The organism is Algoriphagus sp. CAU 1675 (assembly GCF_029222925.1).
Lineage (GTDB): Bacteria > Bacteroidota > Bacteroidia > Cytophagales > Cyclobacteriaceae > Algoriphagus.
Genome location: NZ_JARHUI010000005.1, coordinates 149,502 through 165,902 on the forward strand (window position 1 = coordinate 149,502; position 16,401 = coordinate 165,902).

A 16,401-nucleotide genomic window follows, 5' to 3' on the forward strand; every position below is an offset into this window, starting at 1 on the left:
ATCATCTGCTCAAACCCTACCCTTCAAAAAATCCTGCCTCAAACCCTCTGGAAATTTCTCAATCGCATAGCGCAATACAGTGCGAGGCATGGATTGGTAGTGCTTTTTCAAAAAGCTCAGTTCCACTTCCCTATCCCGATTCCCGATTTCCCTAAGCATCCATCCTACCGCTTTGTGCATTAAGTCATGAGGATGGTTCTTTAATTTTTCGGCTAAAGCCAACGCATCTGAAAACTCACCCTTTTTTATCCAATTGTAGGAACTAATCATGGCAATCCGTTGCTTCCAGAGATTTCCTGAAGCTGCCAATTCATAAAATAATTCCTTCTCTTTTTTGAAATAAAAATGCCCCAAAATCTGATGGCAGGAAGAATCAACCAAATCCCAGTTATCCACAAAATCCAGATGAGCCAAGTATAAATCAACCAATTCTTTTTGTCCTTCCTCACTTTTGGTCTTTTCATAGCGATAGACCAAAGCCAGAAGACCCGTCAGGCGAACTTCATGAAAGGGATCTTGGATCAATTCGGATAATTCTTCCAGGCTGATTTCTTTGAAAAACTGCTTGGCAATCGTACGCTGATCAGGAACCTTGACTCCTAGAAATTGATCCCCTTCTCCATAACCTCCCGGATATGCTTTGAAAAACTTGGGAAAGAAGGCTGCCTTTTCAGGAATGGACTTGTCGGTTAAGCCCTCAATGATTTGATCGGTTAATTCACTCATGGCTAAAAGTAAAAAAGGCTGGTCAATCAACCAGCCCCTTTCTTAAAAGTCATCTCCAAAGTCTCCACCTTCCCTACGTGAACCTCGTTCCTCGCGTTTTTCCTTAAATCCACCGAAGCGATAGGTAAAGGCGATTGTGCCCACTCTCGTTTCCCGCTGGAATTGTCTGAATTGGGTAAAGCGAGGATCGGTGGTCGTAATTCGAAAATTCCGGGTATTAAAGATATCGCTAACGTTCAAGCTAACCGTACCTTTTCCGTTCATCACATCCCGCCTCAAGCCGACATTGATACTCCACTGCGGTTCAATTTGTCCCTGAGGCAGGACGATGGGACCTCGGTAGTTTCCTTGTGTCTGTACACTAAACCAGTTTGGAATCAATAAATTCCCCAGAAAACTCAAGGTCCAAGAGAAATTCTCATTTTCGAATCCTTCTTCAATATTGCCTCCGTTCACTTTGGAATAAAAGAAGTTCCCCGTCAAGGTTGCATCGAAGTTATTGGACACCTGAATCTGATTGACCAACTCAAAACCCGTAGCAGCTCGTGTATCCGCATTTTCACGGCTCTGAATCGCCACATTATCATCCGTCAATCTGGTAATTCTCGTCTCCACATCTGTACTGTATCGATGATAAACTGTGGCATTTAGTAGGTAGCGCTCCCAACCTTTCATATAACCGACCTCATAACTGTCGGTAAATTCAGGCTGTAAGTAGGGGTTCCCAATGCTGAAATTGTACTGGTCCCGAATTCGATAAATGGGTGCCAAATCCCAAATTCTAGGACGGGAAATCCGCCTCGTATAATTAGCCGTCAGTTCATTTTCAGTTCCCAAGGAATAGCTGAAAAAAGCAGAGGGGAATAGATTGAAATAGTCGTTTGGAATTTCCTGATCTCCCTGAGTTACCTGTCCAAGTGTTTCTGTGTACTCAGCTCGTGCACCCAACTGGTATCCAAAATTTCCCACCTTGTTTCGGAAATTGAAATAGGCAGCATACACATTCTCCGTATAATCATACCCATTGGTCAAGCTATCTACAGCAGATGAAATAAATTCATTGCTTTGATCTCCCTGTGCAAATTCCTGATTCCAAATCCAGTTGGAAAAAGTGCCCTTGAGACCAGACTCTATTTTTGCTCCGGAAGAAAACGGTTTTTCATAATCCATCTGAAAAACCCAAAGCTTACTTTCTCTTGGGCGATCATTTACCTGAGAAAGTCGCTTACTTGGGTCTTCCTGACCTTCATCATTGATAAAAAACTGCTCGTAAAACTCCGTCTGCTCCCGATTATCATAGGCATAAGACAAAGAAGTGTACAGGCGTTGACCTGCAGTATCCAGATCAACGGTATAATTAAGACCTCCTTCATAATTCCCACTCTTGCTCAATTCCTCATTGATCCGTGTAAAAGTGGAATCCAGTCTTCCGGTTTCGCTGAGGTTAAGCTGCGTAATATCTGCAAACTCAACTTCATCGTCGAAATTTCCTTGGAAATACACCCCTAAGGTGGAATTTTCAGACAAAGAATAATCTAGCCCTGCCCGTAGCAAATGGGTAACTTCCTTTTCATAGCCATCCTGATCCTGATCCAAGGTGGGCGAAAACCCTACCAAAGAAGTGGTACGGTTACCGAATCCCCGTTCCCATTGTCTCCGGTTTTGCCAATTGTAGGAAAAGAAGTAGTTTGCCTTATCCGAGCCATAGTTTAGGTTAACCCCTGCCTGGTATTTATCGCGAGTACCTACCGAAGCATTCAATTGACCATTGAAGCCCAATTTTTCATTCTTCTTCAGCACGATATTGATAATTCCTCCTACCCCCGTAGCATCGTATCGGGAAGAAGGGTTGGTAATTAATTCCACTTCTTGGATGCTGTTTGCCGGGAACTGGGCCAAAATACTTTCGGTATCATCACCGGATAAGTTGGAAGGTCTACCATTGATATAAATAAGGATATTGCCCGAGCCGCGCATGGTGATTCCTCCTTCATCATCTACCTGAATCGATGGAAGGGTAGACAAAAGTTGGGCGGCAGTTGCCCCTTCTGCAACGATACTGTTTTCTACATTGTAAACTCGCTTATCGATATCACTTTCAAACATGGAGGTCACTCCTTCTACCACCACCTCTTCCAGATTCTCCGTATCCGACTCCAATTTGATTGTTCCAAGATTTAACTGTCCCCGGTCTTCCAAAGTGATTTGCTCATAAAAAGTCTCGTAGCCTATAAAACCTACCCGAAACAAATAACTTCCCAGGCTGGCATCAAACTCAAAAAGACCTTCCAAATCGGTCATTCCTCCAGTGATCAAGGTTGAATCAGAAGGATTTAAAAAAGCGATATTGGCGAATTCCAATGGTCGATTTTCTACGGCGTCCAATACCTTCCCCTTTATTTTTACTTCTTGTGAAAATACAGAACCAAAAAACAATAAAAACAATCCTAACAACGTGTACCTTTTCGACATATTCTATGGTTTAGCTTTTCTTCAAAATTTTATTTCTTATAACAACTTACCCGCTGAATAAATTATAAGTAATTAATTATCAATAGGTTTCATTTTTATAAACTAATTAATGTATATACATGTTTCAAAATCTTACATTAATTTGTTGATGGTTGCTCTTCTGTTTAAAGCGCACTATAGTCTGATTAGCGGGTCAGTTTTTGAAAAAATGTGATCAGAAAAAAGCTGGGACAATCTGAATAAGAAAGCTTTGACAGTAAGGCTGAACGAGAAAAAAACAAAAGAAAATGCGCTCAATTTCTCAAGCGCATTGTCAATTTTTGGATGATCAAGGGCTCCTTGACCAAAATCGTAAGTACTTTGATTTCTTTAAGAAACGAAAAGCTCCAAAGCTGTCTGAATCAAGGAATCCACTGTTTTTTCAGCATTTTGATCAAATTCTTTGTTTGGTCTATTGGCGATGATCGCATTTAAGCTTAGCATCTCATGACCCAATAACTTTCCAAGTCCATAATAGCCGGCAGTTTCCATTTCAAAATTGGTGATTCGTTGATCTCCCTGCAGTTTGATCCCAGCGATTCGTTCGACCATCTTGTCAAATCTAGGTCGAAGCCGAACTTCCCTTCCCTGTGGTGCATAGAATCCCGGACAGGTCAAGGTAATTCCTTTCAAAAATCGATTATCCAACTTATCCAACAACAGTGTGGAAGCGGAAGCTTGATAGGGTTGAAAACCCAAGCCCAATTCCTCTTGAATTGCAGTTCCGATAAACTGACTTTCGGGGAGTTCTGGGTAAAATTGCATTAAGGTATCGAGCCCCACTCCAATCTCAGAGGCGAGCATCGTCCCAACTGGAATATCCGCTTGCATGCTTCCGGAAGTTCCTAGACGGATGATTTGGAGAGCGGTTTTTTCATCTCTTTCCCCCCGAGTTTGCAAATCCACATTTACCAATGCATCCAGCTCGGTCATGAGTATTTCGATGTTATCCGTACCCATTCCCGTACTCATGGCAGTCACTCTTTTCCCGTTGAGCCAGCCTGTGTGGGTAATGAATTCCCGCTTGTTGATCTTGACATCAATTCGGTCAAAATACCGGGAAACCAGCTCTACACGATCAGGATCTCCAACCGTAAAAACAAGTGAAGCCAGATCTTCTGGCTTCAAATGCAAATGATAGATACTCCCATCAGCGTTGATGATGAGTTCAGACGCAGGAATTTTCCGTTTCTCCATGGAGTTTTTGGATTAGTTCTTTATTAGGCATTCGGTGAAGTCCTTTGTAAGGATTATACCCATTGGTCTTCTTCTGGTAGTAGCCGGTTCCGTCATAAGGTCTCTTCTCCGGATTTTCCTTACACTCCTCAGAGCAGGCGCCTTCCATTTTCCAACCGCATTCCTCACAAATGGCGACATGGGCATTGCAAGTTGGGTTGGCACAGTTGACCATGCGGTCAGAAGCTGTACCGCATACATGGCATTTGGAAATCACGGTTGGGTTGACTGAATTGACATTTACCGCAATTCTATTGTCAAAGACATAGCATTTCCCTTCAAAATCTTCCCCTCCGGCTTCCATCCCGTATTTGATGATCCCACCGTGAAGTTGGTATACATCCTCAAACCCCTGCTCTAAAAGGAAAGCGGAAGCTTTTTCACACTTGATCCCTCCTGTACAATAGGTCAGGACTTTCTTGTTCTTCAGGTGATCCAGCTCTTTTACCTTCTCCGGGAAATCCCTGAAATTGTCGATATCCAGGGTGATGGCATTTTTAAATCTGCCTAGTTCATGCTCATAATTGGAACGTACATCCAAAATCACCACGTCTTCCTGATCTTTCAGCTTTCTGAACTCTTCTGGAGCCAGGTGTTTCCCGGTTTTTACATTGGGATCCAAATGACGAAGAGAGGAGTGAACAATCTCAGGCTTATACCTCACGTGGATTTTGGTAAAGGCATGTTTGTCATGCTCATCGATCTTGAATTCTGTTTTTGCGAATCTTGGATCAGCATGGACATAGGCCATGTACTTTTCGCAGTCCTCCTTTAGTCCGGAAACGGTACCATTGAGCCCTTCATCGGAAATGATAATTCTTCCGCGAATGTTGTTCTCAACGCAAAAAAGATGGTGTTCTTCTCTGTATGCCTCTGGGTTTTCGATTTTGGCATAGCAGTAGTAAAGCAGGATGCTGTAATTGTTGTTTTGTTCCATAACTATCGCCCTGTTTCGGCAGGGTGTTAAAGATTAGAAATTATATAATAGAGAATTGAATTAGCTCAAATTCCGGGTACTTATTTGATCTTAGCAGCAGGGTTTCCGAATACGGTTTCATTAGCTCCTACTGAACTGATGACCACAGAACCTGCACCGACCCGGGCATTTTTTCCTATGGTCACCCCGGAAACAACAGTCACTCCGGATCCGATGAATGCTCCTTCCTCTATGGTCACTTCTGAATTGATCACAGATCCGGCACCAACCTGAACAAAATCTCCCAGTTTGGTTTTATGGTCAACAATGGCTCCTGTGTTCAGGATACAGTGATTGCCGATTTCAGATCCGGCTCCTATGGTCACTTTCGCATTGATAAAATTGCCATGTCCGATTCCGGCATCAGTAGCAATATAAGCGGTGTGATGCACTGCATTGATTGGCTGAACCTTCCTTCTTTCGTTGAGCAATTCCACCAAAAACTTGCGGTATTTATTGTCATCAACGGCTACAAAAGCTTCTGTTTTTTTGCCAATCAGTTTCAGAAACCCATCATCCTCGGTATGACCCAAGACCGGAACGGTATTGATTTCGGTCCCGTGAACGCTTTGGTCTTCATCCAAAAAGCCATACACGATGACCTGATTGCTGTTGAAAATCTCAAGGGCGGGATGTGCGATTCCCTTAGCCCCCAAAATAATTACCGGTTTTTCCATAGTGAATTTAGATTCGGAGGGCAAAATTAGGGGAAATCACGGGCTTGACAAAAAATCATTGCGCAGTGGATTTGATCAGGCTTTGGGCGATTTTACACTGTAGACATTTTTTCGGCTGACAGTAGTTTTTGAAAAGCCCGATCATCCCTTGGGAATCAAATCCATTTTCGGCCTTCCAACCTGCATCCAAAAACTTCCGGATGATGAAATTATTTTCGGCTGGCAATTCCTGAAGCAGATCAAAACAACGCTCCTGCCATTCCTGATTCTGGAAATACCGCCCATAGGCAAACCACAAAGGCACCACAAAATTGAGGATAAGCAAAGGTAAAATACTTGAGGAAATGCCACGAGAGGCCATTTTGGAAGATTCTTTCCCAAAACTGTAATGGTACAACCAGTAATCAGAAGGCCTGACCTGAAGCAATTTCTTGAATCCCGAGAAATCCTGCGAATCTTCCATTACTGATTGTAAGAGACTGGGAGCCTTGGAAAGAATTGAGGCCAGCTGGGCAATCCGAAGGGTTGGGAAATTACTGGGCCTTACTCTCATAAAGTCCCAATGCTGTCGGGATAGCGGGCTGTCCCATTTGTATTTTTTCTGATAAAAATCATACTCCCTGATCAGGTGCTGTACATAAGGTTCCTGAGAACTTTCCGGCAATAAGCCCGCTTGACCGAACAGGATAGCCTCAACTATCACCAGCTGATCCCGGTGCTTTTGAAGAATTTTATAAGGGATTGAAGCCGCCAGTTCTCCCATAGCCTGGCTGTTGACTTTGAAACCAAAACAGGTAAATAGCCAGCGATAGGCTGTCTCCTCCCAATCCCCCTTGGTTTGATCCAAAATTTGGAGGATTATGCCGGACTTTTCCTGCATACGCTCCACCAAGGCTTTTTCCAAAGAGGAAAAACGGATGATTTCCGGCACCCCTTTCAGGGCATGTGCACAGGGAAGGTCTTCTTTATAGTCCAGAAGCCGTTCGTAATTCCTCCAGACTTCGAGATGGATTTTACCCTTGAGTTCAAGAGTGGGCAGGATGGTTCCGTCGTTTCTCACAGCTTCTCTGTCATCCTCCCAAACAACGTGCAGGATGACCGAGTTGTAGGCTGGGTCTCCCCCATGGGCATGTTGTTTCCATTCGGAAGAATAGCGATGAACCTCCACATGACCATGAAAAGCCACTCCGTCCAAATCCACAGAAGCATCCCTGAAATCCGGTCCTTCCCCATGGTTATGAAATCCTTGATTGAGAATTCGAATGCTTTGTCCATCAGTGGTTCTAAGTTCTCTCCGGTCAAAGTATTGATACTTCCAGACCAGTTGTAAAAAATCCTCTTTAAAGTCCATAAAAATCTGATTACTAAAAGATTATTGAATTTAGGCTTTTCCTAAAAAATAAACAACCCGCCAAAATCAGAGTGATTTTGGCGGGTCAATACTTCTAGAGTAAGATTTGAATATCATTATAAATAGGTATCCAACAGAGTTTTCATCTCTTCCTGAAGTTTCTGGGCTTCCTGACGTGCAACTTTCGCAAAATCCCTTTCGGAGGAAGCATAAATGATTCCCCGACTGGAGTTGACCAAAAGCCCACAGGTAGAATTCATACCGTATTTGGCCACCTCAGATAAGCTTCCGCCTTGGGCTCCAACTCCCGGTACCAGGAAGAAATGCTCTGGGGCGACTTTCCTAACCTCTCCGATCAGTTCCCCACGGGTAGCACCCACTACATACATCAGATTATCAGGACTTCCCCATTCCTGGCTCTTTTCAAGAACAGACTGATAGAGGGGTTTTCCGTTTTGATCATTGATCAACTGAAAATCCATGGAACCAGCATTAGAAGTAAGTGCCAGCAGGATCACCCATTTGTTTTCAAATTCCAGAAAAGGAGTCACGGAATCCTTTCCCATATAAGGCGCTACGGTAATGGAATCAAAATCCATGGCTTCGAAAAAAGCCCTTGCATAGAGTTTGGAGGTATTTCCAATATCTCCCCGCTTGGCATCGGCTATGGAGAACACATCCTTGGGCATGCATTCCAATACCTTTTGCAAGGTCTCCCATCCCTTTGGCCCCAACGCTTCAAAGAATGCAATATTGGGCTTATAGGCTACGGCAAAATCAGCGGTTTCCTCTATGATTTGCTTGCAAAAAGAAAAAATGGGATCTGGTTCAGATTTCAGGTGAGCAGGGATTTTCGCCAGATCGGGATCAAGGCCTACACAGAGAAAAGAAGATTTTTGCTGAATTTGGGAGAAAAGCTCGGAGCGGGTCATGGGGTTTTTTAAAATTATTGGACAAAAGTAAGGAATCCGAGGGAGTTCAAAAACCTTTGAAAAATACCCGTTATAGGGTATTGATTTTTAAAATTATTTATTTCGACAAACTATTATTTTGATAATAATAATAATAATAATAATATGTTGAGGTGTCTTTGGTTTTCAGGAAGGTCCTGAAGGTTAAAGATAACCTTGGCCAGGGTTTCATATTCATTAAACAAATCGTATGAAACCAAAATTTCTCAGGAAAAAATTTAACATATTATCCCTTTTTTGCTTGACTGCCATTGTTGGCAGTTGCATAATAGAAGAATCTGATTTTGAAAAAAAATTTTCAACGGACCTGTCACTAGTTCAGGAGGCAACAGCATGGTATGGAGCCAATTATCATGAAAACTTCAACGCAAGAATAAACAGCCTTTTAGATGGAGACCCTTTATGGAATAAAGCTAGAACAAATTCCCATAATGGGAAATCAGTAATTGAAATTCCTATTAACCTGAGAGTTAAAAACATTTTTGCTAACAGAGACAATAATTCCCAAAATAAATCAGGGGATTATCGGTTGTTGCTTTTTAAAATTGGAGAGGGAGAATTCAGACCATATATTTTCAAAGCAGAGGAACAAGCAAAAAGCTTCAATCCAAAATGGAAAGAACTGGATCAATTGAACCTTACCAAAATCCCGAGTGGGTTTTATGGGGAATACTCCTTCTTCAAAATGGATGGGAGATTTATAGGCTCTTGGAAAATCCAAAATGGTGAAAGAACACGGGCAATTTCCTTTAAAAGACTAATTGCAGAAGGATCTAAAGATCATTCCAATGCTCGAATAACTGAATGGGGTGAATTTACTTGTACCGTAACAACCTATACCACATATGTCCAAGCTGGAGATGCTGACCCTTATGTTGTAGAACAATATGAGGTATGGGATTGTGAATACACCTATATCCCAGAGTCAATGGCTCCACCGTCTCCAGATGAAGGCACGGGCGGTCAAGACCCTGGCTGCTATGAACCCCATCCGGATTTTGAAGGGAATATGGTTCCTTGCGGCTCCTTGGATCCCGATTGTCCTTGCTGTCACCTCCCAGAATATCAAAGAGCAGCATGTGAAGCTGATGAACCACCTTGTGAAGATTTGCCATTAAAAAACATGGAGATCTCTGCAACTCCAGCAGGTAAAAATGGAGGGCGTTTTGGCTTAACAAGAAGATATCCAAATGGAAACCCTAAGCCTCATGATGGATTAGATTTGAAGATTCCTTATAACTCCTATGTTTACAGCCCTTTTTCAGGTGTAGTTACAAGAAAAGATATTTCTCATGCACCAAACGACCCTAAACCGCAATCATATGGTAATTTTGTTTCAATTAAATCTATTGATCAAAATGGCAATGAATTTATCCTAAGGTACGCACATTTAAATTATGTTTTAGTTGATGTAGGAGAAGAAATTTCCGCAGGCCAAGCAATTGGAATCTCTGGAGAGACTGGAAATGTAGATGAAGCAAGGTATCCACATGTGCATATATTGGCAAGAAAAAAAGATTCGGATGGAAACTTTAAAGTTAAAGCCAACCCTGAAGACTATCTAAAGATAAAATGGGATTCAGAAGGTAATATTTCACTAAACCCTTGTGAAAACTAAAACGATAAACATTATGAAAAAAATATTAATTCTATTTGGACTCCTATTTAGCATTCTGCAAAATGTTCAGGCACAAAGAATACCTTTACCGGGTACACAGCCGATTGAGATCTCAGAAATCAATCTCAAAAATCCGGAAAACTATAAAAAAATATTTTATGCTGAATCGGCAGAAAAGCTAATCCAAGCATTTGGTATACCTACATCCTCAGAACCATATGTATTTGAAATGGAAGAAAAAATTGGATCTTTATACAAATATGGGTCTAACAACTTATATTTTAAAGAAAACAAGTTATACCTATTTATAATCAAAGCCAACAATATACATGTAGGGAGAGGCAACAACTATATAAAAATAGGAGATCCGGTCAATGTTTTGGATACATTTTATCCTAATTATTCTTTAGAGAACAATAAACTAAGAACTGAATTAGTTGTTGGTTCAATAATAATCGATGGAAGTTTAATAATTAAAACTAATGGATCTATTATTACAGAAATTGTAATGTATATGGATTAATTTAACAAAATCACAGAGAAGGGGGTACAATTTGTACCCCCTTCTTTTTTTGAGGTGGGCTAACAACTATCTATCTATGCTTTTACCCCAAATAAATATTTTGTTTTTTTTAGTGTATAAACAGTTGAAATCTAAAAAAACAACACAGAGAAAAGATGATTTTTGCTGAATTTGAGAGAAAAGCCCGGAGCGGGTCATGAAATTTCTGTTTTGTCGCAAAGGTAGTTAAATCAAGAGTTTTCTTCTCCATCCAAATCCACCTTCACAAAAGCCCCAAGCAAAGAAACTCCGGCCGTAATCAGGAAAAAAATCAAACTGAAGGCTACGGCAGCAGTCTCTTCAATTCCTGCATAGGTATGGGCATAGATAAATACCAGTTCACGGGCCCCTACTCCTCCTATGGTCAAAGGCATAACCGCTACGATAGAGGAAAGCAAAAAAACCAGTTGATAGGCTAGAATCGGTTCATGAATACCCAAAGCCATCAGGATAAACCAGGCACAGAGTAGTTGAGCGATTTGCCCAGCAAAGGACCAGCCGTTGGCGATCCAAAAGGATGGGAGAAAGTCTTTGAACACCAGCCTTTGCATAACCCAAAAAGCCGGCAAGCTCAGAATAAGGCCGAAAATCAGGAGGCCTTTCCAAAGCCTGCCCTCCATCCAATCCACAGGGATCTCTACGATCAAAAAGAGGCCAAACAATAAAATCACAATGGCCACCAAACCTCCCAATCGATCCAATAAAACCGCCTGCAAGGTTTTTTTTACCGGGGTTTTAAAGTGCTTGTTGAGTAGATAAACCTTGTATCCATCCCCTCCTATTCCCCCGGGAAGAAAGAGATTGTAAAACATCCCGATGAGATAAAGTTTCCAGTTTTTCTGCTCGGAAATACGCAGCCTAATATTCTTAAAGTAGAGGTTCAGGCGAAAAGCGGTGGCCACCTTGCTCAAAACAAAAAGCAGAATCGCCGGAACCAACCAAAAGTAATGCAGGGTCTTTGCCAATCTCCAAAGCTCCTGGGTATCGATTTTTCTAAAAACCAGATACAGAGCCAAAGCAGTTAAAACCAGCTTGAAAACGGTCTTTAACTTGTTTTTAATGGGATTAGTTTTTTCTGCCACCTATCGTTTTTTAACCTTTCAAACCGAATGGGATGAACCATATTATTTGTCTTGTTCTCCTCCCTGAAATACCGACTTGATGGTATAGGTCTTCTTATGCTGTGACTCAAAGTAGGTACGCACGATGATCTCAGCAATGATCCCTGTTGTGATCAATTGAATCCCCCCCAGAATCAAGATAAATCCCAAGATCATAATCGGCCTTCCCCAGATGTCTTCCCCAAGAATTTTTAAAACCAAAAGATAAAAGTTGATGGCTAGACCCAAGAGAAAAGACAAGAGCCCAAGTCCTCCGAACAAGTGGATAGGGCGCTGAAAGTACTTCTGGAAGAAGAGCATCAGGATCAAATCCGCCATTACCTTGAAAGTCCGGCTCAGTCCATATTTGGAAGTTCCGTGGATTCTTGGGTGATGCTTCACATCCACTTCGGTCATCTTTGCCCCTTGTTGCTTGGCCAATACCGGGATGAAGCGGTGAAGTTCTCCATACAACCCCATATTCTGAGCGATGTGTGCTTTGTATACACGCAAGGTGCAACCATAATCACTCAGGTAAACTTTTGTGGAATTTCGGATAATCCAGTTGGCAATTTTAGATGGGAATTTCCGGAGAACAAAACCATCCTTTCGTTTTGCTCTTTTGCCTGCAACCACATCCCAATCCTCATCCATTGCCTTTTGAAGCATGCCGGGGATATCCGTGGGGTCATTTTGCAAATCCCCATCCATGGTGGCGATATATTCTCCTTCTGCCATATCAATACCCGCTGCCAAGGCAGTAGTCTGGCCGAAGTTTTTATTGAAAATGATCAGCTTGGTCCGCTCATTCGCATATTTTTTGACCTCCGCAACAGTGGCATCGGTAGACCCGTCTTCTATCAAAATCACCTCGTAGTCAATCTCCGAAAGTGCAGAATAAGTGGCTTCTAATAAAGGCCTGATATTTTCTTCCTCATTATATACTGTGATAACTACGGATAGAAGGGGCTTGCTCATGAGATAAAATTTGGTCAAAAATACCTAAAAAACTTTCCTAGGGCAAAAAAGCGATCACAGCTTATTTATCCCAAAAGAAAATTTGGGATGCCTTGAAGCTTTCGGTTTATCTTTGCACATGCTTTTTTCCAGATCTACCGAGTTGAAAATCAACCCCTGGGTTTTGATGTCCGCCTTCGCCCTATTGGTTGGGCCTTTTGCCCTGGCTTTTCACATGCATTATCCCGATGAGATCTACTACCGGGATGCAGCGGTAAAAATGATGGAAAACGGGGACTATTTGACCACTTATTTGGGCAGTGGGGAGCTCCGTTTCAAAAAGCCCATTCTTACGTATTGGGCTGTCTTGGCAGGATTCAAACTATTTGGGGTTTCGGATTGGGCTTCACGTTTATTCTTTTTAATCGCAGGTGCAGGGACTGTAGGGCTGACCTATTTGCTAGGCAAAACCCTTTTTGATTCTAAGAAAATTGCCGGACTAGCAGGTCTGATCATGGCTGCCAATCCGGTTTTGATATTTTCTGCCACACGCTCCATCCCTGATGTTTTATTGGTGCTGACCATGACAGGAAGTGCTATTGGTTTTGCGGGATTGATGAGGTTTGGCGATCAGGCTCCCAAACGATTTACCTGGATTTTATACTTAAGCCTTGCGCAGGCCTTTGAAGTCAAAGGACTTCCTGCCGCCGCTTTGGGCGGGCTGGGAATCTTTTACCTATTGGTGAATCCGTGGAAACGGATTTCCTGGAAAACCCTAATGAATATTCCGGCCTTGGGAATCAGTTTGGTGATCGCTTTATTCTGGTTTGTGGAAATGTGGAGAATCCACGGCCCTACTTACTTATCAAGTTTTCTGGAGGACCAAGTGGGAATCCGGGTTGCTTCAAGAGCTTTGTTGATCCTTCAAAACGGACTCCTTGCTTTACTTTTACTGGTAGCCATGTTCATTCCTTGGGCGTTTTTTGGCTTTTCAAAATCCAGACAATTCCTGCAAAAACTTTGGAAAGAAAATCGGGTCTTCTTTGGCTTTGCCATCCTTTGGGCACTGGCCATCTTGGGAATGGGAGCCATGACCAGTAAATTCTACGAACGCTACCTACTCCCTGTAGCTCCCGTACTGGCTGTTTGGCTAGCCTGGTTTTTGGAGAAAACCGAGCTTGAGTTAAGTAAAAAAGGATTAAAGATCGCTTCAGTCTTTTTTATTCTTCTCAACCTGATCATTTTATCCTTTAGCCTTTGGCTCAATTTCCAGCAGGGGGCTGGCTTCTTGGTCAGCACTCAATTACTCCTAGGAGTCGTGATATTAGGATATCTGGTATTACTCCTTTGGAGGCAGGAGAAACTCCCCAAAGTCATCAGCTATTCTGTCCTTTTGCTTTTCTTCCTGGCAAGCACTATCACCGAAAGAATTTCCTTTCCCCATCAGGGACAGCAAATCCGTCAGCACTTAGAAAGCTTACAAAAAGAGGGTATCCCTGGAAAATTCGGGTTTTTCGGCAATCTGCATGCAGGCAGTAAAATCCGCCTAAGTGTATATCCTGAAGTGGAGTTGGTAGATATCCCCAATCAGGATTGGAAGGAAAAATTGCAGGCTTATTCCAACATTATCCTTGAAGATAAATTTTTGGATCAGATCGACTTGGAGGATTACCGTGTGGAAATGCACACGGTAAACTGGCAATCCAAAGCCATACCCCAATTGCTATTGGCGAGCGGCAAACCCGAATTTGATTCCCTTCTCCAAGCCAACAGCAAAAAATACTATTGGTTGGTTAGAAAAGCTCAATAAGTGTCGCTGATCAAAGGGGTATATTCCTGCAGATTTTTCCAAATCTGAATCGTAGCCTGTCTAAGAGAATCCCCTTTGAACCAAACCGGGAATTTTTCCTCATAGACCAATTCTTCGAAAACTGTAGCACCTTCGGGAGAGTTTTTATTCCAACTGACAAAAATTCCTACCCGGTCTTTCCCGACCTGGTTTTCCAATCCTTCCCATAAATCAAATTGGTTTTTACGAGTCCCAAGATTAACGGTATAGGTCTGCGGATGGTCTGGCAAGTAAAAAGCCATTTCGGAGGCCATATGATAGCTTTCAGAAAACAGAAAATCTTCTCCTAAATGAAGACTGTCTCTCAGGAATTCTATTCTCTTGGCAAGAGGCTCATATCCCACCATGCGTCGAAATGAGGCCTTTTCTACCTTTTTGAAAACTTGAAAATCCTTGAACGAATACAAATCGGGAGACAAAAGAAGCAATGGTATTCCCAGGCTAAAAGTTACTCCCCAATTCCGGAATTTGAGCCAGGTCTCTGATTGCTGGAAAAACCATTTACTCATAAAGATTGGAAGAACCGGATAGGCAAAAACTGGCCAGTTGGCTTCCACATCATTTAAAAAAGTAACCAAGCCGAATCCAATCCAGGATAAAACAGGAAATAGGAGCAAATAGAGATCGGTTTTAGTCGGGTTTCGGAAAAACGAAATACTAGCTATGACTAGAAACGGAAAAAGAAATATGGAGAAGATTGCGATTTGCCCAAGTCCAAACTCCCCAAACCTGCCCATCCAGGCCATGAAGTCAAAAGTATGCCCTTCCCCTGCAACCCCACTTAAAAAAGCCAAATGCTTGTAGTTGGTGAAGTTGTTCTGCAGATTCCAGATAAAACCCGGGAAAAACCCGAAGGCCCCGGCTCCCAAAAAGGCCAGAAAATGAAGCCTGTGCAAGCGCCACTCCTTAGTTAGCAGTAAATAAATCAGGACAAATGGGCCAATCAAAATCATAGTTCCTTTGGCCATGAGTCCTAGTGCTGATGCCAGGCCTCCCAAGGCCCACCATTTGGCACTGTTTTCCCGTATACCTCTAAAAACCCAATAGGTACTCAGAATCCAGAAAAAGACCAATTCCGAATCCGTCATGTGTACTGTGGAAAAAATTATCCAAAAAGGAGTGGACATGACCATCAATGAAGCCCAAAAAGCTATTTTTTCGGAATTGTACAGATACTTTGTAAATAAGAATACAACCCAAGCTGTCCCTATTCCGAATACTATTGCATTGATTCTGACCCCAAGCTCATTGATTCCCAAAAGGGATGTACTGAAAAAATTAATCAAGGCAATAAGGGGAGGCTTGGAGTAATAATGCCAGGCTAGGTTTTGGGACCAAAGCCAATATTGAGCTTCTTCCGTAAACAAATTGATTTCAGGCCTCAGGGTAAATGCAACTTTCAATGCTGCCATCCCCAAAGCGATAATCCAAAAAAACCATCTGTACTTTGATTCAGAGTTCATAAAAAGTGAGTTTAAAAACAGAAAAACCCTCAGTTTCCTGAGGGTTTATACGTAAAATTCCAATAGGGTTATTGCTTTGCCAACAGCACTTTCTCTTTATACTTTTTAATCTGTCTTCTGAGTCCTTCTACGGCCTCATCTGCGGCAGCTTCAAAGGTATCTGTCTGATGCTTTGCAAAAAACTGCTTACCCGGCACGTTCAATTTAATCTCTACTATTTTATTTTCGTTTTTCTCATTCTTGTCGAGCCTCATAAAAACTTCTCCGTCAATTATCTGATCAAAATAGGTGTCGAGTTTATCGGCCTTCTTCTGGATGAAGTCAATTAATTTTTGATCGGCATCGAAGTGAATGGAGTGCATCTGCAGTTTCATGATATTTGCATTTAGTGGTTGAACAATTTA

General features: G+C 42.2%; 14 protein-coding genes. 3 read left to right on the forward strand and 11 right to left on the reverse strand.

All coding sequences use genetic code 11. The features are described from left to right. Nucleotides 1-9 precede the first annotated feature (9 nt). The 7 genes from P2G54_RS12955 to pyrF all read right to left on the reverse strand — a co-directional run bounded on the left by P2G54_RS12955 (nt 10) and on the right by pyrF (nt 8,409). Nucleotides 10-726, reverse strand: coding sequence for a DNA alkylation repair protein (locus tag P2G54_RS12955; RefSeq protein WP_275871792.1), 717 nt, complete (start codon nt 724-726; stop codon nt 10-12). 42 nt (nt 727-768) lie between these two features. Then, nucleotides 769-3,198: a TonB-dependent receptor gene (locus P2G54_RS12960; protein WP_275871793.1), complete on the reverse strand. Its 2,430-nt coding sequence runs from the start codon at nt 3,196-3,198 to the stop codon at nt 769-771. Nucleotides 3,199-3,567: 369 nt separating this feature from the next. After that, the gene (locus tag P2G54_RS12965) at nt 3,568-4,434 is read right to left on the reverse strand and encodes a nucleoside phosphorylase (protein WP_275871795.1); all 867 of its coding nucleotides are present in this window, start codon (nt 4,432-4,434) and stop codon (nt 3,568-3,570) included. Further along, the gene (locus P2G54_RS12970; RefSeq protein ID WP_275871796.1) at nt 4,406-5,410 is read right to left on the reverse strand and encodes a rhodanese-related sulfurtransferase; all 1,005 of its coding nucleotides are present in this window, start codon (nt 5,408-5,410) and stop codon (nt 4,406-4,408) included. Before P2G54_RS12970 ends, P2G54_RS12965 begins: the two co-directional genes overlap by 29 nt. Nucleotides 5,411-5,490: 80 nt before the next feature. Then, nucleotides 5,491-6,126 (reverse strand): acetyltransferase, encoded by a 636-nt coding sequence (locus P2G54_RS12975; protein ID WP_275871798.1) that lies wholly within the window; start codon nt 6,124-6,126, stop codon nt 5,491-5,493. 55 nt (nt 6,127-6,181) lie between these two features. Continuing rightward, nucleotides 6,182-7,477 (reverse strand): DUF2851 family protein, encoded by a 1,296-nt coding sequence (locus P2G54_RS12980; RefSeq protein ID WP_275871800.1) that lies wholly within the window; start codon nt 7,475-7,477, stop codon nt 6,182-6,184. A gap of 116 nt (nt 7,478-7,593) precedes the next feature. Next, nucleotides 7,594-8,409 carry an orotidine-5'-phosphate decarboxylase gene (pyrF, locus tag P2G54_RS12985; protein WP_275871801.1) on the reverse strand — a complete coding sequence of 272 codons (816 nt, stop codon included), beginning with the start codon at nt 8,407-8,409 and terminating at the stop codon, nt 7,594-7,596. 229 nt (nt 8,410-8,638) lie between these two features. Between pyrF and P2G54_RS12990 the strand changes: the two genes are divergently transcribed. Together P2G54_RS12990 and P2G54_RS12995 are read left to right on the forward strand one after the other, a co-directional pair. Continuing rightward, nucleotides 8,639-10,066, forward strand: a complete 1,428-nt coding sequence (locus tag P2G54_RS12990) for a M23 family metallopeptidase (protein WP_275871803.1) — start codon at nt 8,639-8,641, stop codon at nt 10,064-10,066. Nucleotides 10,067-10,079: 13 nt separating this feature from the next. Beyond that, entirely contained in the window at nt 10,080-10,589 is a 510-nt protein-coding gene (locus P2G54_RS12995) for a hypothetical protein (protein WP_275871805.1), read from the forward strand. 230 nt (nt 10,590-10,819) lie between these two features. Here P2G54_RS12995 and P2G54_RS13000 read toward each other — a convergent pair whose 3' ends face one another. Both P2G54_RS13000 and P2G54_RS13005 read right to left on the reverse strand, forming a co-directional pair. Further along, a complete protein-coding gene (locus tag P2G54_RS13000) occupies nt 10,820-11,710 on the reverse strand; it encodes a lysylphosphatidylglycerol synthase transmembrane domain-containing protein (protein ID WP_275871807.1) in 891 nt (296 codons plus the stop codon). A gap of 42 nt (nt 11,711-11,752) precedes the next feature. Further along, nucleotides 11,753-12,706, reverse strand: coding sequence for a glycosyltransferase family 2 protein (locus P2G54_RS13005; RefSeq protein ID WP_275871809.1), 954 nt, complete (start codon nt 12,704-12,706; stop codon nt 11,753-11,755). A gap of 118 nt (nt 12,707-12,824) precedes the next feature. Between P2G54_RS13005 and P2G54_RS13010 the strand changes: the two genes are divergently transcribed. Continuing rightward, entirely contained in the window at nt 12,825-14,495 is a 1,671-nt protein-coding gene (locus P2G54_RS13010; RefSeq protein ID WP_275871811.1) for a glycosyltransferase family 39 protein, read from the forward strand. Here P2G54_RS13010 and P2G54_RS13015 read toward each other — a convergent pair. After that, nucleotides 14,489-15,997: a glycosyltransferase family 39 protein gene (locus P2G54_RS13015; protein WP_275871813.1), complete on the reverse strand. Its 1,509-nt coding sequence runs from the start codon at nt 15,995-15,997 to the stop codon at nt 14,489-14,491. The two genes, P2G54_RS13010 and P2G54_RS13015, sit on opposite strands and share 7 nt — an antisense overlap. Nucleotides 15,998-16,065: 68 nt before the next feature. Then, a complete protein-coding gene (gene raiA / locus P2G54_RS13020; protein ID WP_275871814.1) occupies nt 16,066-16,371 on the reverse strand; it encodes a ribosome-associated translation inhibitor RaiA in 306 nt (101 codons plus the stop codon). Nucleotides 16,372-16,401 lie beyond the last annotated feature (30 nt).

What these genes read in the sequence shown, in the direction of transcription:
- P2G54_RS12965 (WP_275871795.1), bottom strand. Translation starts at nt 4,434, where the DNA reads ATGGAGAAACGGAAAATTCCTGCGTCTGAACTCATCATCAACGCTGAT.
- P2G54_RS12955 (WP_275871792.1), bottom strand. Translation starts at nt 726, where the DNA reads ATGAGTGAATTAACCGATCAAATCATTGAGGGCTTAACCGACAAGTCC.
- P2G54_RS12980 (WP_275871800.1), bottom strand. Translation starts at nt 7,477, where the DNA reads ATGGACTTTAAAGAGGATTTTTTACAACTGGTCTGGAAGTATCAATAC.
- P2G54_RS13010 (WP_275871811.1), top strand. Translation starts at nt 12,825, where the DNA reads ATGCTTTTTTCCAGATCTACCGAGTTGAAAATCAACCCCTGGGTTTTG.
- P2G54_RS13015 (WP_275871813.1), bottom strand. Translation starts at nt 15,997, where the DNA reads ATGAACTCTGAATCAAAGTACAGATGGTTTTTTTGGATTATCGCTTTG.
- P2G54_RS12975 (WP_275871798.1), bottom strand. Translation starts at nt 6,126, where the DNA reads ATGGAAAAACCGGTAATTATTTTGGGGGCTAAGGGAATCGCACATCCC.
- raiA (WP_275871814.1), bottom strand. Translation starts at nt 16,371, where the DNA reads ATGAAACTGCAGATGCACTCCATTCACTTCGATGCCGATCAAAAATTA.
- pyrF (WP_275871801.1), bottom strand. Translation starts at nt 8,409, where the DNA reads ATGACCCGCTCCGAGCTTTTCTCCCAAATTCAGCAAAAATCTTCTTTT.
- P2G54_RS12990 (WP_275871803.1), top strand. Translation starts at nt 8,639, where the DNA reads ATGAAACCAAAATTTCTCAGGAAAAAATTTAACATATTATCCCTTTTT.
- P2G54_RS13005 (WP_275871809.1), bottom strand. Translation starts at nt 12,706, where the DNA reads ATGAGCAAGCCCCTTCTATCCGTAGTTATCACAGTATATAATGAGGAA.
- P2G54_RS12995 (WP_275871805.1), top strand. Translation starts at nt 10,080, where the DNA reads ATGAAAAAAATATTAATTCTATTTGGACTCCTATTTAGCATTCTGCAA.
- P2G54_RS12970 (WP_275871796.1), bottom strand. Translation starts at nt 5,410, where the DNA reads ATGGAACAAAACAACAATTACAGCATCCTGCTTTACTACTGCTATGCC.
- P2G54_RS12960 (WP_275871793.1), bottom strand. Translation starts at nt 3,198, where the DNA reads ATGTCGAAAAGGTACACGTTGTTAGGATTGTTTTTATTGTTTTTTGGT.